At 68.2% G+C, this 24,043-nt stretch carries 25 protein-coding genes and 1 tRNA gene; 17 read left to right on the top strand and 9 right to left on the bottom strand.

Going from position 1 to position 24,043, the window contains the following annotated elements:
• Nucleotides 1–34: 34 nt before the first annotated feature.
• The 3 genes from ACWEF2_RS07415 to ACWEF2_RS07405 all read right to left on the bottom strand — a co-directional run bounded on the left by ACWEF2_RS07415 (nucleotide 35) and on the right by ACWEF2_RS07405 (nucleotide 2,272).
• A complete protein-coding gene (locus tag ACWEF2_RS07415) occupies nucleotides 35–595 on the bottom strand; it encodes a cysteine hydrolase (protein ID WP_453812797.1) in 561 nt (186 codons plus the stop codon).
• A 4-nt stretch (nucleotides 596–599) separates the two neighbouring features.
• Nucleotides 600–1,775: a helix-turn-helix domain-containing protein gene (locus ACWEF2_RS07410; protein WP_453812795.1), complete on the bottom strand. Its 1,176-nt coding sequence runs from the start codon at nucleotides 1,773–1,775 to the stop codon at nucleotides 600–602.
• An 86-nt stretch (nucleotides 1,776–1,861) separates the two neighbouring features.
• Complete coding sequence (locus ACWEF2_RS07405) at nucleotides 1,862–2,272, bottom strand: GntR family transcriptional regulator (RefSeq protein ID WP_453812793.1); 411 nt, start codon at nucleotides 2,270–2,272, stop codon at nucleotides 1,862–1,864.
• A gap of 113 nt (nucleotides 2,273–2,385) precedes the next feature.
• Between ACWEF2_RS07405 and ACWEF2_RS07400 the strand changes: the two genes are divergently transcribed.
• From ACWEF2_RS07400 to ACWEF2_RS07335, 14 genes are all read left to right on the top strand, one after another.
• Nucleotides 2,386–2,556, top strand: coding sequence for a hypothetical protein (locus tag ACWEF2_RS07400; RefSeq protein WP_453812791.1), 171 nt, complete (start codon nucleotides 2,386–2,388; stop codon nucleotides 2,554–2,556).
• 81 nt (nucleotides 2,557–2,637) lie between these two features.
• Entirely contained in the window at nucleotides 2,638–2,775 is a 138-nt protein-coding gene (locus tag ACWEF2_RS07395; protein ID WP_453812789.1) for a hypothetical protein, read from the top strand.
• Nucleotides 2,772–3,095 (top strand): WhiB family transcriptional regulator, encoded by a 324-nt coding sequence (locus ACWEF2_RS07390; RefSeq protein WP_453812787.1) that lies wholly within the window; start codon nucleotides 2,772–2,774, stop codon nucleotides 3,093–3,095. The genes ACWEF2_RS07395 and ACWEF2_RS07390 overlap by 4 nt, the downstream gene beginning before the upstream one ends.
• Nucleotides 3,095–3,265, top strand: coding sequence for a hypothetical protein (locus tag ACWEF2_RS07385; RefSeq protein ID WP_453812786.1), 171 nt, complete (start codon nucleotides 3,095–3,097; stop codon nucleotides 3,263–3,265). The genes ACWEF2_RS07390 and ACWEF2_RS07385 overlap by 1 nt, the downstream gene beginning before the upstream one ends.
• Before the next feature lie 13 nt (nucleotides 3,266–3,278).
• A complete protein-coding gene (locus ACWEF2_RS07380) occupies nucleotides 3,279–4,019 on the top strand; it encodes a M48 family metalloprotease (RefSeq protein WP_453812784.1) in 741 nt (246 codons plus the stop codon).
• Complete coding sequence (locus ACWEF2_RS07375; protein WP_453812782.1) at nucleotides 4,019–4,405, top strand: RRQRL motif-containing zinc-binding protein; 387 nt, start codon at nucleotides 4,019–4,021, stop codon at nucleotides 4,403–4,405. Before ACWEF2_RS07380 ends, ACWEF2_RS07375 begins: the two co-directional genes overlap by 1 nt.
• The gene (locus tag ACWEF2_RS07370) at nucleotides 4,402–5,319 is read left to right on the top strand and encodes a hypothetical protein (RefSeq protein WP_453812780.1); all 918 of its coding nucleotides are present in this window, start codon (nucleotides 4,402–4,404) and stop codon (nucleotides 5,317–5,319) included. The genes ACWEF2_RS07375 and ACWEF2_RS07370 overlap by 4 nt, the downstream gene beginning before the upstream one ends.
• Nucleotides 5,312–5,764: a plasmid transfer protein TraA gene (gene traA, locus ACWEF2_RS07365; RefSeq protein WP_453812778.1), complete on the top strand. Its 453-nt coding sequence runs from the start codon at nucleotides 5,312–5,314 to the stop codon at nucleotides 5,762–5,764. The genes ACWEF2_RS07370 and traA overlap by 8 nt, the downstream gene beginning before the upstream one ends.
• Before the next feature lie 20 nt (nucleotides 5,765–5,784).
• On the top strand, nucleotides 5,785–7,824 hold the full coding sequence (gene traB / locus ACWEF2_RS07360) for a plasmid transfer protein TraB (protein ID WP_453812776.1): 2,040 nt from the start codon (nucleotides 5,785–5,787) through the stop codon (nucleotides 7,822–7,824).
• A 147-nt stretch (nucleotides 7,825–7,971) separates the two neighbouring features.
• On the top strand, nucleotides 7,972–8,694 hold the full coding sequence (locus tag ACWEF2_RS07355; RefSeq protein WP_453812774.1) for a DNA cytosine methyltransferase: 723 nt from the start codon (nucleotides 7,972–7,974) through the stop codon (nucleotides 8,692–8,694).
• Entirely contained in the window at nucleotides 8,691–9,593 is a 903-nt protein-coding gene (locus ACWEF2_RS07350) for a bifunctional DNA primase/polymerase (RefSeq protein WP_453812772.1), read from the top strand. Before ACWEF2_RS07355 ends, ACWEF2_RS07350 begins: the two co-directional genes overlap by 4 nt.
• A gap of 32 nt (nucleotides 9,594–9,625) precedes the next feature.
• Nucleotides 9,626–10,864 (top strand): DUF3631 domain-containing protein, encoded by a 1,239-nt coding sequence (locus tag ACWEF2_RS07345; RefSeq protein WP_453812771.1) that lies wholly within the window; start codon nucleotides 9,626–9,628, stop codon nucleotides 10,862–10,864.
• A gap of 119 nt (nucleotides 10,865–10,983) precedes the next feature.
• Nucleotides 10,984–11,169, top strand: coding sequence for a helix-turn-helix transcriptional regulator (locus ACWEF2_RS07340; RefSeq protein WP_453812769.1), 186 nt, complete (start codon nucleotides 10,984–10,986; stop codon nucleotides 11,167–11,169).
• A complete protein-coding gene (locus ACWEF2_RS07335; RefSeq protein ID WP_453812767.1) occupies nucleotides 11,169–12,551 on the top strand; it encodes a tyrosine-type recombinase/integrase in 1,383 nt (460 codons plus the stop codon). The genes ACWEF2_RS07340 and ACWEF2_RS07335 overlap by 1 nt, the downstream gene beginning before the upstream one ends.
• A 124-nt stretch (nucleotides 12,552–12,675) precedes the next feature.
• On the opposite strand, the gene ACWEF2_RS07330 is transcribed toward ACWEF2_RS07335, so the two are convergent.
• Nucleotides 12,676–12,757 (bottom strand) — tRNA-Tyr (locus ACWEF2_RS07330).
• Nucleotides 12,758–13,196: 439 nt separating this feature from the next.
• On the opposite strand from ACWEF2_RS07330, the gene ACWEF2_RS07325 reads away from it, so the two are divergent.
• Nucleotides 13,197–13,691, top strand: coding sequence for a YajQ family cyclic di-GMP-binding protein (locus ACWEF2_RS07325; protein ID WP_355594658.1), 495 nt, complete (start codon nucleotides 13,197–13,199; stop codon nucleotides 13,689–13,691).
• A 385-nt stretch (nucleotides 13,692–14,076) separates the two neighbouring features.
• Here the strand turns inward: ACWEF2_RS07325 and ACWEF2_RS07320 are convergent, their stop codons facing one another.
• A complete protein-coding gene (locus ACWEF2_RS07320; protein ID WP_453812764.1) occupies nucleotides 14,077–14,922 on the bottom strand; it encodes an alpha/beta fold hydrolase in 846 nt (281 codons plus the stop codon).
• Between the two features lie 345 nt (nucleotides 14,923–15,267).
• Here ACWEF2_RS07320 and ACWEF2_RS07315 point away from each other — a divergent pair, with 345 nt between their 5' ends.
• Both ACWEF2_RS07315 and ACWEF2_RS07310 read left to right on the top strand, forming a co-directional pair.
• Entirely contained in the window at nucleotides 15,268–16,278 is a 1,011-nt protein-coding gene (locus ACWEF2_RS07315) for a hypothetical protein (protein ID WP_453812762.1), read from the top strand.
• A 21-nt stretch (nucleotides 16,279–16,299) separates the two neighbouring features.
• Complete coding sequence (locus ACWEF2_RS07310; RefSeq protein ID WP_453812760.1) at nucleotides 16,300–16,875, top strand: pyridoxamine 5'-phosphate oxidase family protein; 576 nt, start codon at nucleotides 16,300–16,302, stop codon at nucleotides 16,873–16,875.
• 115 nt (nucleotides 16,876–16,990) lie between these two features.
• Here ACWEF2_RS07310 and htpX read toward each other — a convergent pair whose 3' ends face one another.
• The 4 genes from htpX to ACWEF2_RS07290 form a co-directional block, all read right to left on the bottom strand.
• Nucleotides 16,991–17,842: a zinc metalloprotease HtpX gene (gene htpX / locus ACWEF2_RS07305; protein ID WP_453812758.1), complete on the bottom strand. Its 852-nt coding sequence runs from the start codon at nucleotides 17,840–17,842 to the stop codon at nucleotides 16,991–16,993.
• A gap of 104 nt (nucleotides 17,843–17,946) precedes the next feature.
• On the bottom strand, nucleotides 17,947–19,947 hold the full coding sequence (locus ACWEF2_RS07300; RefSeq protein WP_453812756.1) for an NADH-quinone oxidoreductase subunit N: 2,001 nt from the start codon (nucleotides 19,945–19,947) through the stop codon (nucleotides 17,947–17,949).
• 100 nt (nucleotides 19,948–20,047) lie between these two features.
• On the bottom strand, nucleotides 20,048–21,676 hold the full coding sequence (locus ACWEF2_RS07295; RefSeq protein ID WP_453812754.1) for a complex I subunit 4 family protein: 1,629 nt from the start codon (nucleotides 21,674–21,676) through the stop codon (nucleotides 20,048–20,050).
• Nucleotides 21,677–21,920: 244 nt separating this feature from the next.
• Complete coding sequence (locus ACWEF2_RS07290; protein WP_453812752.1) at nucleotides 21,921–23,906, bottom strand: NADH-quinone oxidoreductase subunit 5 family protein; 1,986 nt, start codon at nucleotides 23,904–23,906, stop codon at nucleotides 21,921–21,923.
• Between the last annotated feature and the right edge of the window lie 137 nt (nucleotides 23,907–24,043).

The raw sequence follows: 24,043 nt of genomic DNA, 5'->3' as shown, positions 1-24,043 counted from the left end.
GTCACTCTGCCGCTTCGGGGTTGAGGAGCTTTGGTCATACTGCCGCCGTAAGCTTGGTCCACGGAATGTCAGCAGTCTTGATGATCTGGTCGGGGCCGATGAACCGGGATGCCACCAAGACCCCGGCGTCGTGGGCCACCTGACCCGCATGGCTTGCCGACGCATCTTCGATGAGCCATGGGGTCAGGTGGTCTCCATGGTCGAACGCGTCAACCGCGGTCTTGAGGACACAGCTTTCCGTCGCGATTCCACAGACATAGATGTCAGTCCATCCGTGACTGCGTAAGAGAGCTATCCCCTCTTCGTTGAAGAAGCTGTATACGGTCTTATCGACTACAGCCGTTGCCTTATTCGCGTAAGGAACAAGCTCAGGAATAATATCCGTTTCGGGTGATTCCATGAGTTTGGACCACTTGAACAGCCGCTCGAAGTTGCTTCCCGCATAGTTGAAGTATCGAGTGAAAACCACGTCGCCGCCCGCGCTCTGCCAGCGACTCACTACGTCTACGATGACTGGAACCACGTGGGCCGACTGTTCCCGCACAAATCCGTTCTGGACATCTACCACGACCAGAACTGCGGAACTGTTGAACACAGGATTACCTTTCGCTGGTTTCTCTGAGAATGTCGATTGCCTGGGAAAGGTGGCCGATAAGGCCGCTCGTGTCCAGGATCGCAGTACGCATAGACCTATGTTGCCCGGTCTCTTGTGGACGGGCGTTCGTCAGTCGAGAACGGACGCCCCGCAGGAAGCGCCAGCTGTACGGTTCAGGCACTTCAGGGTCCATACCCTGCTCTACCTGTCGATTGATGTATTCGCAGTACGCCCACATGGCTTGGGTGGCCAGCTCAATGGTGACAAGTTCGTCTTCGGCCAGCGCCCGCCGGGGGGCGGTAGGGCAGTACACGACTCCAGACCAAGAGGCATATCCGATCGATATCCCCTTGATTCCAAAGGGGATCATTTCCGCTGGCTCGTACCCTTCGGCCAGCAAGGAGCGTTCAACTAGTTCCGCATGCGCGAGTGACGTCTCTGTAGCCTCTGAGTCTCTTTCTAAAAGCACTCGTGGCGCACACATGATGCGGAGCGCCGCATCTATCTCATGCCCTGGCCATGACGGCTGGTGAAGCCAATAGGTGCTCAGTACGTAGGATGCCTCGACTAACGCCCCTGTCAGGCCGGAAAGATGACTTGAGGCCCATTCCAACTCTCTGGCGTACGTCTTTCTGCGCCATACGGCCAAGCGTGCGATGTTAGGAAGTTCGAGTTCCTCGACGACATGGAAGATAGCGACGCCGAATGGCCAGACGTAGAGGCGACATTCTCCCTCTACGTGCACTATTTCTGCCGCATGGCATTCAAGATCACATTGGGGAGGATGCTCGGCGACCACTCCCCCGGCGACAAGCGAATCAACCTGTTCAGCGCCGATGTAAGCCGCAACGAACTTATGAGAACGGACCCCGAAATCTTCGCCATTAGCGGGAGAAGTCGGTTCAATTTCCCCAAAAAGGTCCTGAATCGTTGCCTCGTAGACAAGGCAGTACAGCTCGACATAGAGCGGATCTCGGCAAGCAGCACGGCCCGTTTCGTGTCGATATAGGGCTTTTTCGATCGTCCCAAGCTCCGGAACGCTTAGCCCTCGATCCCTACCAGCCCGTTCAAGCTCCCGCGCTGCCCGGTTGCGACTCCATCCGAGCGCCTGGCGTTTGGCGACCAGGACGTTGTTCGGGGCGAATTGCTTACTGCCGGCACGTGCGCTCTCTCCGGACATGGGGGATGTCCTTTCGCGTCTATTCGCGTCGTCTACTGCTTACCGGACGTCACAGCAACTCTTGAGGTGTGAAAGAAAACGCCAGATCAGCCGGGATCGCCCGGCTCCCGCCGAGTCTCCGCAGAAGCTGTGGCAGGGAGTCGTTCCAGGAGGGTTGTCACAGCCTTCTCGGCTGCGGACAGAGCTTCCCGAGTCTGTCGCAGCTGTCCACGCACCTCTTCCAACTCGCCCCTCAGATCTTCCGGCAGAGCGTCCGGCTCCGATCGAACAACGGTGCCACTGCCCGGCCGGATCGTCACCCGACCTTCGGCTTGAAGCAGCCGAACAGCCGCTTGAGCGGTGTTGACCACGACTCCGTACCTCTCGGCGAGCTGCCGATAGGAGGGCAGTCGAGCACCGGGGGCCAACCGCCCCTCTGCAATGTCAGTGCGCAGAACCGCGGCGAGCTTCTTGCTCGCATGGCGGTCCGCGTCCTCGCGAGGACTCTGCTTCTCCACGGATCAAGCGTACTTAACCGTCTTACGACAGAAGGCTTGACGGGCTACCCGCTTCTAATTACTGTCTTAAGACAGATAGAGCGTCTCAAGACACTCATCTCGAAGGGATCACCGTGTACTCCGACCGCAACCCCCGCCGCTTCCTGCTGATCCTGCTCGCTGCTCTAGCCCTGTTCTTCGTCATCCGGGAACCGGCCAAAGCTGCGGTCCTCGCAACGCACGCCGTCAACGGCCTGATGGCCGCGGCTGACTCGCTGGTGACCTTCGCCTCCAGCTTCGGCTGATCAATCCACGCAAACGGGGCGACCCCCAATCCGCCAAGACCCAGGGCCGCCCCTTCACTCCCGCAAAGGAGCACAACCATCATGACCCGCCTGCTCATCGTGGCCAAGTCCGACGTGTGCACGTCGGACTGCCGCAACGGCCAGATCTGGAACCCCGGTTCCGGCCCCTACCCCTGCCCCTTCTGCCGCCCGACCGGCGCGAGCAAGGCGGCCCGATGAACAGCCTGCGCCGCGCCTACCTCAAGCGGCGTGAGCAGCTACGTGAGGCGATGTTCGCCGCCGGACCGGCCTGCACCGGCGCCGACGCCGATCTGTTCACCGCCCCCGACGTCTTCGAACCCGAGCGGCTCACCGTCCGCCGGGACCGCGAGGCTGCGGCCAAGCGGATCTGCCTCACCTGCCCGGCCCGCTCGCAGTGCCTTGCCTACGCCCTGGACATTCGCCCCACCGAGGGTGTGTGGGCGGGGTTGTCGGTCGAGGAGATCCGCGCCCTGTCCCTGTGGCCCGCGCCTGAGGCCGACGAGCGGGAGGTGGCGTGATGAGCCGCTTTCAGTGCCTGGACTGCGAGCACGAGCACGGCACAGCCGTGTCCTGCCCGCGCTGCCGTACGCCGCGCGCCCAGGTGGAGGTCTGCCGCTCCCACGGCGCCCGCCCCGTCCGCAGATGCGGCGCCTGCCGCACCCTCACCCGCTCTCAGTCCGGCCTTTAACAGGAGGTGAACCATGACCATCGCCCCCACCCCCATCCCCACCGCCCCCAATGACACGCCTGCCGACCTGCCGGGCTTGGCTGAGCTGGTGTGCGCGCTGCGCCACTGTGCCCAGCTGCCCGGCCTGCTGATCCGCATCACCCCCGACCTCGACGGAAACGCCGAAGCCGTGGGCAGCCGCTGCGACCGTGCCCCGCGCGTCAACCTGGGCGCCGATCTGCTGCGGGGGCCGGACTCGTTGGCGCTGTACGGGGTGCTGGCTCACGAGATCGCCCACCACGCCCTCGACCACGGCCGCACCCGGGCGTTTTGGTGTAACCCGGCGTGGCTGGCCAAGGCCGCGCTGCTGGGCGGGTTGGTCTTGCGCCTGCCCCTACCGGCCCTGGCCGTCCTGGTCTGCGTCGTGCTGGCCGCGGAGCTGGCCGACGCGCGGCGCGAGCGGCTACAGGAGTACGACGCCGACACCCACGCCGTACGGCTGCTGGACGCGGTCGGACTGCCCGGCCGCCGCCTGGTCGCCGCGGCGCTGGCCGACGTGATCGACGCGCCTCCCGGCTACCGGCTGATCGGCTGGGCGTTCGATGGCCACCCCAGTGCACGCGCCCGGCGCCGCACCCTGGCCACCGGCCGACCGGCCCGCCGCCTGCGCTGGGCACTGCTATGGCAAAGCGCCCCCACCCCGACCACCACGCCCGGCTTCTCCTGCACCGCGTGCGGGCTGGGCTGCCCGGACGGTGCGGAGGTGAGCGCGTGATGAGCCGCATCCGCGCCCGCTTCTGGGACCCCACCGGCGCCAAGTACGGCATCCCCACCTACCCGTGGCGCATGTCCCCGGCCCACCTGCTCACGCTGCGCCAGCTGGCCGCCGCCGGGCTTCGGCCCGGCGGGCAGGGCGTGCAGGCACAGATCCTGTGGGCCTCGCGTCGCCACGGCGCGCCGGGTGTGCGCGTGGCCTACCTGTATGACGTGCGGTTCGCGCTGCCTAAGCGGACCGCCACCGCCCGGCAGTTGGAGGCGCTGGCCAAGGCCAACGCCGCCCGCCGCACCTGCCCCACCTGCGGACGGGATGCCGGGTATGTGCTGCCGCGCCATCTGGGCACCTGCCTGGACTGCAACGGCGCGGGAGAGGTGGCCGCATGAGCGCCGCTGCGATGACCCGTGCCGAAGTCCTCGCTGAGCTGGAGGGGTTGCAGCGCACCAGCCGCACCGTTAACCGCGCGGTGTGGGGGGTCGCGGTCGGGGTGATGGTCTACGGCGCGGGCAACGTGACCGGGCTGCTGGTCTCCCACGGGGTGCACGCCGCGATCGCATGGATGCTGTCGCCGATGGTGGACCTGGGCCTGATCGTCGCGTTGGTCGGCGGTCGGGCGCTGGACCGCTACGGGGTGCGCGCCGGGTGGCTGACCGTGCTGCGCTGGACCGCCGGTCTGATGACCTGGTCGCTGAACGTCGCCGGTCCGGCCCTGGCGCCCGGCGGGGTGGATGCGGTCGGGGTACTGATCCACTCCTGCGGACCGGTGCTGCTGCTGGTGGTCGCTGAGGCCGCCGCGTCCGTTCAGCGCGGGATCGCTGCCACCACCGACCGGCTGCACCGGCAGATGAACGATGCCACGCCCCCGGCGCCGACCGCTCCCGGACCAGCCCCCATCCCCCCGTCCGACGTGCCCGCGCTCTCACTGGCCCCGGCGCCGGTCCACGCGCCCAAGGCGGTCGGTCCGGCCAAGCCCCGGGCGGGCAAGACCGGTCCGGCGACTCGACCCCACCGGGTGGCTACCGCTGCGGCGGATGTGGATGAGTTGATGCCGCTGGGATGGCGCATCGCCGCCGACCACGAATCGCGCGGCATCACGCTGACCCGTGACCGGCTCAAGGACGCGGTCCGCCAGAGCGGACAGTCGATCTCGACCGACCGCGCCGGACGACTCCTTGCCCGGCTGCGGACCGACCCCCCGGCCGACTCCGCCCCGACCGCCGCAGACCCGGCGGACCGACCGCACCCCCTGACCGCCACCACCGAGCCCGCCGCGACCACTTCGGGAGACATCCATGCCTGACCGCAAAGACCCCTTCGCCGGGGCCGACCGTCCTGGCACCGGCCAGCACACCGCGGGAGGCAAGGCCGGTAGCCACCCCTACGCCGGCACCTCCTACTCCCCGCTGGCCGACCCGGAGTTCTTCACCAACGCCGACATCCGCAACTACTGCGAGCGCGCCCGCGGGGAGTTCCTGCGGCTGTCGTTCGAGGTGGCCATGGCCGCCGAAATCCTGCGGGCCGTCCTCAAAGAGGTACCCGACCCCGAGGCGCGGCTGTTCGGCTCCCAGATGCGCGCCCGCCGGGTGGCTCGCCACCTGAAGAAGACCGCCGACGACGCCCTCGACGCGGCCAAGAACGCCGCCCGCACCTACGCCGCCTTCCAGCGCGAGTACGACCCCGAGCTGTCCTCGACTCGCCGGACCCGCCCGGCCCCCGCGCGGCGCCGCTTCGACTTCGGCCTTTGAACCCCGGAAAGGAGAACATCATGCCTTCCAAGCGTGACCTGCCGATGCTGCCGTACGAGTACGGTCGCCACCGCGGTGGTAGTGGTGGTGTAGTGGGTGGCTACCTGTTGCAGCGCGCCACCCCGTATCTGCCGCCGTGGCTGCTGTGCGCCGGAACCGGCGTCTTGTCGCTGCCCGCCCACCACCTGTGGGCTGACTCGGCCGCTGCCTCTGCCGGGCTGACCCTGGCTTCGGCCGCGCTGACCGCCACCACGTGGTGGGCGGGCAAGGCCACCACCGCACAACGGCGCCTGCACTCCACCGTCACGGTTGGGCTGGCCACCTCGTGGCTGACCGCCGCAGCGCTGGCCGGACCGACCACCGGCCCACTGCAGGGCCTGTACCTGATCGGCGGTTCAGCGCTGGCCGCGTCCTGGAACATCCGCCACCTGCTGCGCACCAACACCGACCCGCAGAACGACGGCCAGGGTTCCGGCGGACTGCTGGAGAAGGTCGGCTTGGCCAAGACCATGGTGGTCGGCTCGACCGTCGCGCCGAACAAGGCCACCTTCCAACTGCAACTCCCCCCGGGGGAGCTGACCGCCGATGATGTGTCCAAGGCCGCGCCGCGCCTGGCGTCCGCCCTGGACGTCTCGCCTACCGCAGTGCGGGTGCACCCCGACCCCGACTCCCACGCCCGCGCGCAGATCACCATCGTGCCGCGGGACCTGCTCAAGACCACCACACCGTGGCCCGGCCCCTCAGCCCCCGGCGGGTCGATCGCTGAGCCGGTGGTGGTCGGCGTATATGAGGACGGCACTCCGGCGGTCCTGTACTTCCCCGGCGACCCCAAGCAGGCGCGCAACGCCATGCACCTGCTGATCATGGGCATGACCGGCTCCGGCAAGTCCGAGGGCGGACTGACCGCGCTCGCCGAGATCGCCTCCCGGCGCGACGTGGTGGTGTGGGCCTCCGACCCTGCCAAGGCCGATCAGACGTTGGGGCCGCTGCTGCCCGCCCTGGACTGGGCCGCCCTCGACATGCCCTCGACCACCGCGATGATCGAGGCCATCACCGCGGCGATCCCGGCACGCACCAAGTGGCTGGCCAAGTACGGCTACAAGCAGTGGGAGGCGGCCTGCGCCGAAACCCAGGCCGACGGCTCACCCGGCATGCCCTACCTCGTGTGCTGGTTCGAGGAAGCGGCCAAGACCATCCGCGAGACCGACGAAGACGTCTTCACCGGCATCGGCCAAGAAGCCCGATCCGCCGGAATCTCCCTGGTGGTCTCCCTGCAACGCGCCTCCGGCACCCAGATCTCGACCGACACCCGCGCCTCGCTGGGCTCTTCATGGTGCTTCGGGGTGCGCGGCGAGATCGACGCCGGGTTCGCCCTGCCCGATGAGGCGCTGGACGCCGGGGCCGCACCGCACGCCTGGCGCGACAAGAAGCCCGGCTACAACTACCTGGCCGCCAACGGTGTGCCCGAGCAGCTGTGGGCCACCCCGGCCCGCTCCTACCTCACCAGCCGCGACCAGCTCACCCAGGTCGCCGCCGCATTCGCCGACGTCCGCGCCGACGTGGACGCGGTCACCGGGCAGGCCGCCCGCCAAGCCGCCGGGGCCGCGTTCACCGACCGCACCCGCCACCCCCTCACAGGCTCCCCCCACACCACCACGGCCCGGCTCACCGAGGAGGGCCACCCCATGCACGACACCGACGACCACGACCATGACGACGTCGAGGCCGAGGAGTTCGAGGGCATCGACCCTGAGCAGCCTTTGGCACCGGCGAGGACCGTGCTGCACTTCGGCACCCGCGACCAGAGCCCCCGCCGCCCGGTAGGGCCGGATGAGGCCCGCCAAGCGATGGCCGATCTGCTGGACGAGTTCGAGGCCGCCGGGATGGTCGAGGTCGGGCCGAAGGACTTCATGGACCACTGCGACCGCTTCGGACGCACCCGCGGATGGGTCTCCGGGCAGGTCTCCGCCATGGTCTTGACCGGCCGACTCCGCGAGACCGACCGAGCCGGCCGCTACCGCATCGTCCCGCAGAGTCAGCCGGTTCTGGCCGGTGTCTGACGTCAGACACCGTCTGACGCCACCGCCCCATTTTCCCAGGTAACGCGCACCCGCGAGGGGTGTCAGACACCGACTGACACCCCTCCTGACACCTGCGCTGACACCCCTTGATCGCCACTCACCCGCACAGCGAAAGCGAGCCTCGTCATGTCCACCCCGCCCACCACCCGCCCGGAACGAGAGGCCAACAGGCCCCGACTGCTGGACCTGTTCTGCTGCGCCGGCGGCGCCTCGATGGGCTACCACCTGGCCGGTTTCGACGTCACCGGCGTCGACATCGCCCCACAACCCAACTACCCGTTCGCGTTCGTGCAGGGCGACGCCATCGCCTTCGTCCGCGAGCACGGCCACACCTTCGACGTCGTCAACGCCTGTCCGCCCTGTCAGGCCGACTGCACCCTGTCGGCCGGCACCAACCGGGGCAGGGCCAACCACCGCAGCCTCACGACCGAGACCCGCGCCGCGCTCCTGTCCACCGGCAAACCGTGGATCATCGAAAACCCCGTCGGCAAGGCGCCGATGCGCCGCGACCTACTGCTGTGCGGGCTGATGTTCCCCGACCTGAAGGTGTTTCGACACCGACAGTTCGAACTGCACGGCCTGACCGTCCCCCAGCCGATCGAGCCCGGCCACCACGGGCACCGGGTGCGCGGGTGGCGACACGGCCGGTACTACGACGGCGACATGGTCGCGGTCTACGGCGACGGCGGCGGCAAGGGCTCGATCACCGAGTGGCAGACCGCGATGGGCATCGGCTGGACCGACGTACGCCGTGAACTGGCCGAGGCCATCCCGCCCGCCTACACCCACCACATCGGCCGCGCCATCCTCACCGCTCTACGGTCCGCGCGAACCGGGCAGGCGGCATGAGCAGAACCGATCGGCTCCGCTACGCCCTGGCCGCCGCCGCCCGCGGCTGGCACGTCTTCCCCGTCGCCGTCGCCGACAAGCCCCCCGCCCGGGGCTTCACCGACTGGGAGACCAACGCCACCACCGACCCCGACCTGATCCGCCGCGTCTGGTCGAGCAAGCCGTACAACATCGGCATCGCCACCGGCCCCTCTGAACTCGTGGTGGTCGACCTGGACACCCGAAAGGACGGGCTTCGCCCGCCGCCTTCCTGGGACCTGCCGGGGGTCAACGAGGGTGCCGACGTGCTGGCCATGCTGTGCGAGCGCGCCGGGCAACCCCTGCCGTTCGAAACCTTCACCGTCCGCACCCGCCGCGGCGGGCTGCACCTGTATTTCGCCGCGCCGGATGGGTCGGCCCTGCGCAACACCGAGAGCGACAAGGGCAACGGGCTGGGGTGGCTGATCGACACCCGCGCGAACGGTGGCTACGTCCTCGGGCCTGGCAGCTTCGTGGATCTTCCGGACGGCACCGGAACCTACGAGGTAATTCACAACACGACCCCGGCCCCGCTGCCCCCCTGGTTGTTCCAGCAGCTCTCACCCCCGCCCCGACCCGTACCGCAACCGGTGCGCCTGGCCCTGCCCGACACCCGGCACGGCGCCTACCTACACGCCGCGATCACCCGCGAACTGGACCGCGTCGCCTCCGCCCCGCAGGGGCAGCGCAACGGCTCGCTCTACCTGGCCGCCATCGCCCTGGGCCAACTCGTCGCCGGGGGCGCGCTCGCCGAAAGCGAGGTGTCAACCCTGCTGGAACAACAAGGGGTCGATGCCGGGCTGAGCCGCGCCGAAACCGTCCACACCATCGCCTCCGGCCTGAAAGCCGGTGCCAAGCGCCCCCGAACGGTCGCCGCGTGACCACCTCACCCACTCACCCCGGAGCTGAATCCATGTCCGAACCCATCAGTCACGGCGCGATGTTGCTTGACGCCCTGCTGGCCGCCCTGACCCGCTACGTGATCCTGCCGACCCCCGAGGCCGCGGATGCGGTGGTGTTGTGGATCGCCGCCAGTCACGCCCAACCCGCGTGGGCGCACGCCCCTCGATTGGTGATCCGCGCTCCGGAAAAGCGGTGCGGCAAGTCCCGGCTGCTGGACGTGGTCGAGGCCACCTGCCACAACCCGTTCATCACCGTCAACTCTTCCTCTGCTGCGGTCTACCGGTCCATCAGTGAAGACCCGCCGACCATGCTCGTGGACGAAGCCGACACCATCTTCGGCCCCAAGGCCGACGGGAACGAGGACCTGCGCGGGCTGCTCAACGCCGGACACCAGCGCAACCGCCCGGCCAAGCGCTACGACGCCAACGCCAACCGGGTGGAATCCATCCCCACCTTCGCCATGGCCGCACTCGCCGGAATCGGCGCGATGCCCGACACCATCGAAGACCGCGCCGTCGTGGTCCGCATGCGCCGCCGCGGCCCGGGTGAGTCAGTGGCCCCGTACCGGCACCGCCGGGATCGGCCCGCGCTGCGCCGGCTCGCCGAAGACCTGTCCGCGTGGTTGCGCGCCGACCTGCCCACCTTGGAGCAGGCCGAACCGGCGATGCCGGTGGAAGACCGCGCCGCCGACACCTGGGAACCCCTGGTCGCCGTCGCCGACCACGCCGGAGGCCACTGGCCCGAACGCGCCCGCGCCGCCGTGCTCGCGCTCACTGCCGAAGCCGACGACAACGGCGAGACCTCGAACCGGGTCCGGCTGCTGGCCGACTGCCGCACCGCGTTCGGCACCGACACCGCCCTACCCACCGCGACCCTGCTGGAGCGGCTCAAGGCCGACTCCGAAGCCCCCTGGGCCGACTACGGACCGAACGGGCTGACCCCGATGAAACTCGGCGCGATCCTGCGCGAGTACGACATCCGATCCACCACCACGCGCTTTCCCCCGCCCACCGGACAGGCCAAGGGGTACCTGCGCACCGACTTCGTCGACGCCTGGGCGCGGTACTGCCCCGCCCCGGAGAACACCGGCAACAGCGCTTCACCGACCGCCGAGACCCGCGAGGTGCTCCCCTTCCCCGGGGGTGGCCGTACCAGCCGTACCAGCCTCAACAGTGCAGGTCAGACGCGGTACGGCTTGCAGCCTGGTACGGCTCAAGCCGTACCACCGAAGGATCTTGGTACGGCTTGAGCCGTACCACCGGAAAAGCCGTACCAGCCCTGAGCAGCCAAAACGAGGCTGGTACGGCTGGTACGGCTACCCCCCTCGAACCGCTCCGACCAACTACGGACCCACAAGGAGTCACCCCCATGCCCAGGGCCGAAAAGCTCACCATCACCGACATCTGCGAAGACCTCGACATCAGCCGGTCCACCTTCTACGACTGGCGCCAGAAGGGCCGCGCGCCCAAGTGCATGAGGCTCCCCAACGGAGACCTCCGTATCCGCCGTGCCGACTATGACCGCTGGCTGGCCGGCCTGGAGGACGCCTCCTGATGAAGGACATCACCTACGACGTCCGCGTCTACAAAACCGAGAAACGGAAGAACGCCGTTGGTGTGATCACCTCCTATCGCGTCATGTGGAAGGTCGGCGGGAAGATCTGGAGGGAGCCATACGCCAACGCCGCACAGGCCGATGCCTTCCGGTCCGAGCTGATGACCGCTGCCCGCCGTGGCGAGGCATTCAGCACGACCACAGGCCGTCCGATCTCGTGGAAGCGAGAGGAGACCGCGCTGAGCTGGTACGGCTTCACGCTGGCCTTCGTGGATGCGAAATGGGCGTACGCCTCGCCGAATCATCGCCGTGGCATCGCCGAAGCGCTGATCGACGCGACCGAGGCAGCGCTGAGCACCGAGGCAGGGATTCCTTCTCGTGACATGCGCCGCGCCGCACTCCGCTGGGCCTACAGCACCCGCATTCGCGACGACAGGAAGCCTCCCGTAGAGCTGGAGAAAGTCATTCGCTGGCTCGATGAGAACACCGTCCCCATGGCCGCCTTCAACGAGCAGGGCGGAGGCGCTGCGCTGGCCCGAGGGATCCTTAACAGGATCAGCAAGACATTGGAGGACAAGCCCGCTGCCGCGAACACGGCCAATCGCAAGCGGATGGTGCTCAACAGCGCGATGGAGTTTGGTCAGGAGATTGGTGTACTCACGACCAACCCGTTCAAGACCGTGAAGTGGACCAAGCCCCGGACCCTGACCACCGTGGACCCGCGCAACGTCATCAACATCAACCAGGCCCGGCGATTCCTCGCTGAGGTCGAAGCCAACAGCAACCGCGGGAAGCGGATGAAGGCGTTCTTCGGCTGCATGTACTACGCCGCCCTGCGTCCTGAAGAAGTCGTAGATCTGCGCCTAGAACACCTCGTAATCCTGCCGGAAGAAGGATGGGGAGAGATGCGGCTCACCAATGCCGAACCGCGCGCTGGAAGCCGGTGGACCAACAACGGCCGACCACGCGAGCGCCGCGGGCTCAAGCATCGTGCCGAAGGAGACACTCGGCGGGTACCTGTCCACCCCGAACTCGTGGCTCTGCTGCGAGCGCACCTCAAGGAGTTCGGCACCGGCCCGGACAGGCGGGTCTTCATCGGCCCTCGCGGCGGGCTGATGACCGATCGAGCTTACCTGAAGGTCTTCCATGAGGCCAGAGAGAAGGCGTTCACCGTAGAAGAGGCCATGTCGCCGCTCATGGATGTGCCGTATGCGCTCCGGCACGCGGCGGTGTCCACCTGGCTCAACGCGGGGGTGCCGGCGCCCCAGGTCGCCGAGTGGGCGGGACACAGCGTGGATGTGCTCCATCGGGTCTATGCCAAGTGCATCCACGGCCAGGATGGTGAGGCCATGCGGCGGATTTCGGAGGCAACCAAGGGTTGATCCCCGTGGGAACGCATTGGGAACGATCAGCCGTAGAGCGCCGTTGACAACCGGATACAGCCGGACATACGAGAACAGCCCCCACACCGCGTTTCCGCTGGCGAGGGGGCTGTTTCTGCTGGTGTGGCAGGTGCAGGACTTGAACCTGCGTAGGCTGAGCCGACGGTTTTACAGACCGCTCCCTTTGACCACTCGGGCAACCTGCCGCGCCATCCGCTCGAAGCGGTGACAGGAAGAAGAATAGCGGACTTCCGGGTGTGACGTGACATCGGCGGAGGTGGTCTGCGAACAGGCCGTGGTACCGGGGATTCGTGGTCTGCGCCTCGGTCCTCACGGTGCTTCTGTGAGAGGGAAGACCTGTGGGATCGGGGATTTGAGAGTGGAGGACCGGGGTTTCAGCCTCGCAGGTGGGGGCTGGCACGGCGGTTGAAACAGACAGACGTGATCATCGTTCTGTGCCGGACGCACGGGGCCGCGAAGGTCGGCGCGCGGGATGACGAAGGTCGACGCATGGGCCGACGGAGATCCGCAATGGCTCCCCGCCCTTCTTCGACACCGTCGTCTGGGTGTTGGCGGTCACGTTCATCCTGTGCCGACAGGTGAAGCGCTAGGGTCGACAAGAGAGCTAGAGAGGATAGTCGACGCATGGCCGACAGCAGTTTTGACATCGTCAGCAAGATCGACCACCAGGAGGCCGACAACGCGCTGAACCAGACGGTCAAGGAGGTCGGGCACCGATTCGACTTCAAGGGCACCGGCGCGAGCATTGCCTGGTCGGGGGGGCAGAAGGCCGTCGAGATCAGAGCCAACAGCGAGGAACGCGCCAACGCCGTCCTTGACGTGTTCAAGGACAAGCTGATCAAGCGGGGACTCTCGCTCAAGGTCCTGGACGCGGATGAGCCCAAGCTGTCCGGCAAGGAGTACCGTCTCGTGGTCACCCTCAAGGAGGGCATCGACCAGGAGAACGCCAGGAAGATCTCGAAGATCATCAGGGATGAGGGCCCCAAGGGGGTCAAGGCTCAGATCCAGGGTGAGGAACTGCGGGTGAGCTCCAAGAAGAGGGACGAGCTCCAGGAGGTCATCGCCCTGCTCAAGGGGAAGGACCTGGAGATCGCCCTTCAGTTCACCAACTACCGCTAGCCCCGCGTGACCCCGGTTTACCTGGGACGACCACCCGCAGTGCTGGATCTTACATAGTGTCCAACCTGCGACAACGTCGCACGTGCGGAAAGCGAGGCCGGCGAACAGACCACGGAGGCACCGGGCCGTCCCTGGCGAACGCACGGTCGAGGCTCCGAGCTTGCGGTTTCAGGGGCATCTCGGCGCGGAGGGCATATCCGGGGCACATGGTCGAAGGCGTCTGCCTTCGCCTGTGTCCCGGCCACTCCTGCGGTCTCCACGGCATTCGTCGGCGATGGAGCCGCCCCTTCACGGGGGATCCCGGCCTGCCGCGGGTTGTCGGCCGGTCATCTTCTGACCTTCGAGTGCTCTTCGAGGCCGTTCTCCGCGTGCTCGAAGAGGCCGGCTACCGGAGCCCGAGCAGGAAGCCGCCTACCGCCGACTGGAAGCCGTCCGGATCCTCGATCCACGGCAGGTGCCCGGCCCCGTTCAGCGTCACCCGGGATGCCAGAGGCAGGGCCCGTTCCAGCGAATCCACCGCCCTGCGGGGGCGGATGTCCTCTGCCCCGTCCACGATCAGTACCGGGACGTTCAGCGCCTCGCACCGCGCCCGCAGCTTCGGCGTGCCCCAGTGGTGCCTGTCCTCTGCGTTGAGGGCGGCGTTGCACTCGAAGTTGACGCCGAGCCATGGAGTGGCCATGTGCTCGGCGTGCTCCAGCGCTCGGTCCCGGTCGGCGAAGTCGACCGACCATTGCAGCACCGAGAACTCCCGGTCCTCGGCGTCCGTGCGCTCCCGCTCCCGCAGCGTCTCCCAGCGCCTCAGGTGGTCACCCAGCCTGCTCCGGAGATTACGTGCGTACTCGCCGTGCCAGTCGGCGTCGCGATCGATCCCCGTTCCTGAGACGTAGACCAGCCCACTGACGCGGTCGGGATGGTCCAACGCGTACCGCAACGCCAGTTGTGCGCCCCACGAATGTCCCAGTAACGCCATCCTCTCCAACCCGAAATGCCGGCGGACGGCGTCCAGGTCCGCCAGCGACCGGGCAACCGAGTACGGCCCGCACCGCTGGGAACGGCCGCAGCCCCGCTGGTCCCAGCGGTGTACGGCCGCCACTCCGGCGAGCAGCCCGGCCACTTCCCCCAGGGTGTCCCACAGGCCGGGACCGCCGTGGCAGAAGACCACGGAGTGACCCTCGCCGCCGCGGACCGCCCAGAGCCGGACGCCGTCCTCCGTCCACACCGTCTTCTCCATGTCGGTCAGTCTGCCCCCCAGACGGGCCGGCGGCCTGGCCAATGATCGAAAGATCGTTATCGGATGTTCTCTCCGCCCATTTCAGGCACGCGGGCGGCCGATGTCTTCCCGCCGCGAGTCGGGGCGGCGAGTCTGAAGCGCGGGCGAGGTGTCCGGTCGGCGGCCGGCTTCTCGGGGTGGTTCCGCAGGACCGTTGGACGACGGTGCCAGGTGCACCGATCATCTTCAATGGGATACGGCCTTCCTTATGACAGCAGAGAGGCTGTATCCCATCGGGTGTGGCTGATTCGTGATGCAACCTTTCATACCGGAGCCGCATCTATCCAGGTGACGAAAGGAATCTCGATGATCCCCCCACGTGGATTCGCAGCACTCGCGCTCGCCGCCGCGGCGGCCACCGCCGTGACCATGATCGTGACCCCGGCGGAGGCGAAGACGGGAGCCGCATCCGACGACTCGGTGCGGTACGCATGGATCAAGAGCTGTGCCAAGAAGGACGACAGGATTCCCTGCGGCAAGTGGACTCTGACGCTGCGCAGCGGCAAGTCCGTCAAGCTGGCCGACGCGCGGATCCACCCCCGCCAGGCCAATGGAAAGGTGGACAGGGAGGTCACCACCATGTTCGCGGTCAGCGGCAACGGCCGGTTCGTGAACTACTTCAGGGGCGACAAGCTGGTCGTCCGCGACGTGAGCAGCGGAAAGGTCCGTCCGCTTCCCGGCAAGGCCGCCACCCTGCCCAAGGGGATCGGCCAGAACGACCTGGACACCATGTTCTCCCCCGACGGCTCAATCGTCGTGGTCGACTACTTCGACAGCGCCGAGAAGCTGCCGAGCCTGGTGGCGAACCTCAAGACCGGTAAGACCATCAAGCTGCCGTCGAAGAACAACGTGCTGAGCTTCAGCCCCGACGGGCAGCACATGCTCACCGGCCGGTTCACGGACGACAACATCACCGAGTTCGCGGTCTTCGACGCCGACGGCCGGCAGACCGCGAGCCAGATCGTCCCGCAGATCGTCTCCAACAACTCGCCGATCGCGCTGGCCGACGACGGATCCACGGTGGCACTGATCATCACGGGCCCGTCGAACAAGCCTCGTCTGCGCACCTACGACCTGACGTCGGACACCGTCTCCGAGGCGATTCGGCTCGGCATCCCCAAGAACGAGAACGCGCAGCGGCTCTACTGGGACCCGGCCGGCACGCTCACCCTCTGGACGGGCCGGGACAGCGGCGACGAGAGCAACCCCACCTCCGCGGTGAAGCGGACGGTGAACGCCGAGACCGGATCCACCCGCAAGCTGGACTCCTTCAAGATCAGGAGCGACCCGTGGACCTGGTGGCTGCCCGGCGAGTGACAACCACTTATCGTCCCCTTCATGGGGAAAATTCATGACAAGATCAATGACCGGCTGCGTGAGTTCATCGAGGCGCAGCCGGTCTACTTCGTCGCGACCGCTCCCGAGCAGGGCGGGCACGTCAACGTCTCCCCGAAGGGGTACCCCGACACCTTCGCCGTTCTCGACGACACCACGGTGGCCTACCTCGACCTGGACGGCAGCGGTGTCGAGACCATTTCCCACGTCCGCCAGAACGGTCGCATCACGATCATGTTCTGTGCCTTCTCCGGTCCCCCCAACATCCTCCGCCTGTACGGCACCGGCCGGGTTCTCGTCCCGGAGAGCCCCGGCTTCGCCGAACTGATCAAGAGGTTCGGCCCGCACCCCGGAGTCCGGTCGATCATCGTCGTCGACTGTGATCGCATCTCCGACTCCTGCGGCTTCTCGGTGCCGTTCATGTCCTTCGACAGGGACCGGCCCCTGCTCGACGAGTGGGCGGAACGTAAGGACGTCCAGCAGAGGCGGGCCTACCGCGCCAAGAACAACCGGGAGAGCATCGACGGCGTCCCCGGACTCCTTCCTGAGGAGACCGACCCGGTCACCCACCGTTCCTGACGGCGGGCCCCAATTCTCGTCGCCTCTCACCTCCGCCGGTTGGTGACGGGCGCGCGATGTGTCACCGGCCTGCCCGGGCGCCCCGCCGGAGCGCCTCGTCAACGTGGGCGCCTCGTCAACGGCGGTAGCCGGCCATCCGTTCCAGCCGGGCGACGCGGTCGGCGGTCGGCGGGTGTGTGGAGAACAACCTGCCGAGTCCTGCCCCCCGGAAAGGGTTGGCGATCATGAGATGGGCGGTGGAGACGATGCGGGCGTTCTCCGGGAGCGGCAACTGCCGGGCACCCATCTCTATCTTCCGCAGCGCGGAGGCGAGAGCCAGCGGGTCACCGGTCAGCCGCGCCCCGGACTCGTCCGCCTGATACTCGCGGGAGCGGGAGACGGCCATCTGGATCATCCCGGCGGCGACCGGGCCGAGCACCATCATGAGCAGGGCACCGATGAAGCCCGGACCCTCGTCATCGTCTCCCCCGCCGAAGAACAGGCCGACGTAACCGAGATAAGTGATCATCGTGGCGAGCGCGCCCACCACCGACGAGACCAGAATGTCCCGGTTGTAGACGTGGGACAGCTCGTGGCCGACAACCCCGCGCAGCTCGGACTCGTCGAGGAGCTGGGTGATGCCGTAGGTGACGCAGATCGCGGCGTTGCGAGGGTTCCGGCCGGTGGCGAAGGCGTTGGGCTGCATGGTCGGCGAGACGTACAGCCGGGGCATCGGCTGGCGGGCCTCGGTGGAGAGCTCACGCACGATCCGGTAGAGGACCGGTTGCTCGACCTCGCCCACCGGCCGGGCGCGCATCGCGGACAGGGCGATCCGGTCGGAGAAGAAGTAGGCGGCGCCGTTGGTCGCCAGGGCGACCAGAACCGCGATCTGCACCCCGGTGCCGCCGCCCAGCCACGCCCCCGCCGCGACGATCATCGCGGACAGCGCGCCGAGAAGGACCGCGGTACGCAGACCGTTGTGGTGCACTGCCCCCCCCTGTCGGTTGATGCCGGGTCGGTTGATGCCGGGTCGGTTGATGCCGGTTCACCAGTGCCAACGACTCCGGCCAGGTCGAACGTTCCCGGGAGTGTTCAGCCCGGCGCGATGAAGGTCGTCGGCAGCGGGCCGAGCACGGTCTGCGGGGCGACGGAGAACACCACCGCGATGACCACTGCCAGTGTGATCGCGACGGCCACCGGCACCCATCCGGTACGGTCACCGTCCGTCTCGGGGAACACAGCCGCGCCACTCTCCACGGAGCCCCCGGCCGAGACCAAGGCTGGGGACGGGGCTGGGGCCGAGATGGAGACGGGAGTTGGGGACAGGGTGGGGCCGGGGGCTGAGGATGTGGCCAGGCTGGGGCCCGGGGTGAGGATTCGCGTGGTCCACACGACGTAGTAGTAGAGACCGATGACCGTGTTGACGGCCATCACCGCGGCCGGCCAGACTCCACCACCGTCGACGAGCTCCCGGAACACCACGATCTTGGCGAACATCCCGGCCAGTCCCGGCGGCAGACCGGCCAGGCAGATGAGGAAGAAGGCCAGTGCGAGTCCGGCCGCCGGACTGCGGAACGCCAGTCCTCGGTAGTCGTCCAGCTCGTTGCGGGGACGACGCCGCGACACCAGCATGACCACGGCGAACGCCCCCAGGTTCATCGCCGCGTAGAACACCAGGTAGGCGATCGACGCGCTCATCGCCTCGTCGTCGCGGACCCCGAGGGGGGCGAGAATGTAACCCGACTGGGCGACCGAGGACCAGGCGAGCAGACGTACGGCGTGGCGCTGGCGCAGGGCCAGGAGGTTGCCGACCGTCATGGTCAGCGCGGCGATGATCGCGATCAGCGGAACCCAGGTGTCCGCCCGACTTCGGAGGGCCAGAACCAGGATGAGGATCAGCCCGGCGAACCCGGCCGCCTTGGAGATCACTGAGAGCAGCGCCGCGACCGGGACCGGAGCCCCCTGGTAGACGTCGCCCGCCCACGCGTGGAACGGCACCGCCGCGACCTTGAAGGCGAATCCGGCGAGCACCAGAACAGTGGCCACGGTGAGCACGGGAGACAGATCAGGGGGGATCTGGAGCGAGGAGGCGTGGGCGCCAAGGGACGCTCCGGCACCGGAGGACACCGGGGTGGCTGAGCCGGGGCCTCCGGCGAACCCGGCGATGTGCCAGGACAGGCTCCGGGCCAGCCGATCGAGGTAGACGGTCCCGGTCGCGCCGTACAGCAGGGAGACCCCGAAAAGCATCACCGCCGTGGAGACCACGGAGACCAGGAAAAGCTTGACCGCCGCCTCCGAACTCCGGCCGTCGTAGCGTTTGAGCGCGGTAAGCGCGAAGACCGGCAGCGAGACCAGCTCCAAGGCGACCACCAGCATGACCAGGTCTCGGGAGGCGGGGAGGGCGACGGCACCGGCCAGCGTGCACAGCAGCAGGAAGTACCACTCGCCGACGGGGATCTCTCCGGAGGAGAGCTCCGCCATCGACAGCAGCACCACGACGATGCCGGCGGCTAGCGCGAGCCCGGCGAAGACCAGGGTGAAGTGGTCGACCACGAACGAGCACAGAACCACGTCGCCACCACCCGGCCCGGATCCCGTGACCGCTCCGGACGCCGGGCCGAAGAGGGGCTCGGAGCCCGGCCCTGGGGCCACCCCGGGGGGCAGGCCGGGGGCGATCGCGGAGACCGATCCGGAGGTCACTTCGAAGACCGAACCGGGGGCGATTCCGGAGATTGGGCTGGGAGTCACGCCAGGAGGCAGGCCGGAGAAGATCATCGAGGCCGGGCCGGGGGTCGCTCCGAGGGGTGGGGCGGGGACGGCTCCGGAAGGGAGGCCAAGCGTGCCGAGACCGGTGGTGGCGGGGCTCCGTAACCCGCCGGGGACGCAGAAGGTCCGCATCGGCCCTTGGAGGCGCAACGCCTGTGAGAGCACCACCCCCAGAGCGCCGAGCACTCCGGCCAGGGTGACCGCGCCGAGCAGGGGGCGGACATACGGCCTGCGTGGCAGGAAGGCGTCCAGGAGCAGCACGAGCCCGGCGGTGAGCACGAGCAGCAGCAGCGGCGCGACCGCGTAGTAGTCGATCGACTGGATCACGGCGCCCCCAGGCTGATCACGACGCTCCCGCACTGGATCATGATGCTCCCGCGCCGGCTCACGGTGCTCGCACACTGGATCCGCGTGCTCCAACGCCGGATCACGGTGCCCCCACGAAGGTCTGGACCACGGGGCCGGTGAGAGACAGCAGCGCCTTCGGCCAGAGGCCGAACAGCAGGATCAGACCGATCAGCGGCACCCAGGCGGCCAGTTCGTAACCGGCGACGTCTCTCATGCGCTCTCTCATGCGCTCGCTCCGGCTCCTCGCGACGGCCGTCGTCCGGCCCTCCCCGCCTCCCTCGCCTGCCATGGTGAGGACGGGGGCGTAGACGGTCTCGGTGTGCCTGCCATGGGTGACGCGGGAGAGCATGACCAGGAAGTAGGCGGCGGTCAGGACAGTGCCGAGACCACCGACGGCCATGAAGGTCAGGTAGAGCGGGCGGGACAGGCCCGGAGCGGGGTCGAACGCGCCGAGGAGGGCGAGCATCTCGCCCCAGAAGCCCGCCAGACCCGGCAGCCCGAGGGACGCGACGCAGGCGAAGGTGAGCAGGGAGCCGAGGTGCGGCAGCCGCGACAGCATGCCACCGCCGAGCGCCGGTATGTCGGAGGTGCCGTAGCGCTCCTTGATCGCTCCGACCACGAAGAAGAGCAGCGCGGTGATCAGACCGTGGGCGATGTTGCCGAACAGGGCGGCGTTGACGCCGACCGGGGTGAGCGTGGCGAAACCCAGGAGCACGAAGCCCATGTGCCCGATCGAGGAGTAGGCGATCATCCGCTTGAGGTCGCGCTGGGCAAGACAGGCGAGGGAGCCGTAGACGATGCCGATCACCGCGAAGGCCCCGAGCCAGGGGGCCACGGCGGCGGCCCCCTCCGGCAGGATGGGGATGGCGATGCGAGCGAAACCGTAGGTGCCCATCTTGAGCAGGACACCCGCCAGGAGCACCGAGCCGACGGTGGGCGCCTCGGTATGAGCGGCGGGCAGCCACGTGTGCAACGGCCACATCGGGGTCTTGACCGCCAGGCCGATGCCGACGGCCACGAAGGCCGCGATCTGCACCGGGCCGGCCATCCCCGCCCCGTGGGCCCGGGCGAGAGCCACCATGTCCAGGGTGCCGGTCTGTGCCCAGATGAACAGCAGTCCGAGCAGGAGGACGACCGAGCCGAGCAACGTGTAGAGGATGAACTTGATCGCCGCCGCCCGCCTGGCTCGCCCGCCCCAGACGGCGATCACGAAGTACATCGGGATGAGGACGATCTCGAAGAACAGGAAGAACAGCAGCAGGTCGAGCGCGAGGAACGTGCCGATCATGCCGGTTTCGAGGATGAGAAGTGTGAACACCAGGGCTCGGGGACGGCCGCCTCCGGGCTCGGGGCAGAGCAGTTGCCCGGGTCCGTCGGCACGCCCCCAGCAGAGATAGACGAAACAGAGGAAGGTCAGCAGTGTGGTCAGCACGACCAGCGGCAGCGAGATCCCGTCCACGCCGAGATGGAACCTGATGTCCAGTCCGGGGACCCAGGCCAGGTCCGTCGAGAACCGCATCCCGGCCGTGTCGCCGTAGCCGAACCCGGCGACCAGCACCAGGGAGAGCCCGAACGTGACCCCGGACACCGCGAGACCGTGTGCCCGGAGCAGGCGTCCCGCGGCGGCGGTGCCCATCCGGAACGGCACGAGCAGCACGGCGGCCCCGGTCAGCGGCACCCCGAGCAGCGCGATCAGCACCCAGTTCACGGCTGGACCACCCCGTCCCGTGTGGAGGCCGGGCCTCGACCGCCGTAGCCGGGCGCCGGGATCCGGATCTCACCCGTCCGCACGCCGCCACCTGGGTGAGCGTGGAGAGCCGACGGGACGGCGCGAACTCCCCATGGAGTCGAGACGGCGCGGGCTATCTGGAGAGTCGGGACGACGCGCGTTCTCCCGGGGATCGTCCCCCAAAAGGTCGGGACGAGACGGGTTACCTGAGGGATCGGGAGGCTCATCCGAAGATCACCGCCCCCACCGCGAGGAGGAGGGTGCCCGCGAGGAGACCGGTGATGTAGAGCTGGACGTTGCCGTTCTGCGCCAGGCGCAGCAGACCCGCCATGTCCAGGGTCACCCGGCCCGAGCCGCGCACCGCACCGTCCACCACACAGTCGTCGGTGCGGACCACCAGGCGGGCGAGGCTCAGCACCGGCCGGACGAACAGTATGCGGTAGCCGGAATCAATGGAGAAAGCCTGCTCACAGGGCGTCCGGAACGGGCCGAGCATGCGGGCCGGATCGCTGAGAGGGTCGCCTCGCCACACGACATACACCAGGCCGGCGCCGAACAGCGCCAGCACGAGGCTGAGGACGGCCGCGCCCCACTGAAGATCGGCGGCGCTGGCGAAACCCAGGAGCAGGGCGGGCACGGCGAGGAACACGATCGGCCGGCGCATGGTGGCGGGAACCCCGTGAACGTCGGGGACGTGGGCCGCGCCAGACGCGGGCCGGATGTCGGCGATGTGAGGTGTGGCGGGCTCGGGTGCGGGGTGAGGATGGGGGGAAGCCGCTATGGAGCGTTCCCCGAAGAAGGTGCGCAGCCACGCGCGGGTGGCGTAGGCACCGGTCACCGCGACCGTGGCCAGCGCGCAGCCGTACAGCAGCAGGGCCGCCGCGCCGGTGAGCGGTCCGGCGCTCAAGGCCCGCTCCATCGTCGCCAGCACCTCGTCCTTGCTGAAGAAGCCGCTGGTCGGGGGGAGACCCATCAGGGCGGCGAAGCCGATCGTCATCGCGACGAAGGTGATGGGAAGCTCCCCGCGGAGGCCGCCCATCGCGCTCATGAGGTTGGAGCCGACCACGTGCATCACGGCTCCGGCACAGAGGAAGAGCAGCGCCTTGAAGGCACCGTGGGTGATCAGATGGAAGATCGCCGCGCTCTCGGACCCCGCGGCCAGCGCACCGGCCATGTAGGCGAGCTGGCTGATCGTGGAGTAGGCGAGGACCCGTTTGAGGTCCTGCTGTGCCAGGGCGGCCAGTGCGGCGCCGAGCATGCCGAGCGCGGCGATGACCGCGAGCACGTCCAGGGTGGGGTGGGAGACGAGGAAGACAGGGTAGAGGCGGGCGACGAGGAAGATCCCGGCTGCGACCATGGTGGCCGCGTGGATGAGGGCACTGATCGGGGTCGGACCGGCCATCGCGTCGGGGAGCCAGGTGTGCAGCGGAACCTGAGCGCTTTTCCCGGCGACCCCGGCGAGCAGCAGCATGGTCGCGGCGACGGTCGTGCCGGAGGACATCTCCGGAACCTTCGCGATGACGTCGGCGATTCTGAAGCTGTCGGCCGCGGCGCCGAGGGCGAAGAGGCCGAAGAGGAAGCCGACGTCGCCGAGCCGGGTGATCAGGAACGCCTTGACCGCGGCGCGGGAGTTGGCGCGGTCTTCCCACCAGTGTCCGATCAGCAGGTAGGAGCAGAGTCCCATGATCTCCCAGCCCACGTAGAGGACGAGGAGATCGGCCGCGTAGACGACCAGGAGCATGGCGCTGGTGAACAGGCTGATGAAGGCGCTGTAGGACGGATAGCGCCGGTCGCCGCTCATGTAACCGATCGAATAGATCTGCACGGCCAGCGCGACCACGGTCACCAGCACCGCGATCGAGGCGGCGAGGCCGTTCACGGAGAGCCCGACCGAGACCGGCAGGGATCCGGTGTCGATGATGTCGAGGGTCCCGGTGACACCGTCCGTCCCGTGCGAGCCGGTGGATCCGGCGGGGGGCAGGAGGGGATTGCCCTGTCCGCCGCCCGTGCCGGTCCGGTCGGCGTAGACCAGCCAGATGGCGAGTGCCGTGGAGATCGCGGTGGGGAGGACCGCGATCCAGGCGGCCCTGCTGTTCGCGACCAGGTCGGCGGCTCCACCGCGAAGACCCCGGGGGAGGCGTGACCCCAGCAGCCCGGCGGCGGCCGCGACGAACGGCAGCAGGATGACCAGGGCGGCGACGGTGATCATGGGGTGTCAACCGTCCTGTTGGCCGGTCCGGCCACGATTCCGGGCCGCGCCGGGCCGGTGGCGACGTCGGCCGATCCGGCGGAGGCCCGGGAAGTCTGGGAAATCCGGACCTGGGGCCGGTCTCCGTCATCGGTGAT

This window comes from Streptosporangium sp. NPDC004631 (assembly GCF_053601935.1).
The sequence above is the reverse complement of the archived record's forward strand: the minus strand, read 5'-3'. Positions and strand labels throughout refer to the sequence as shown.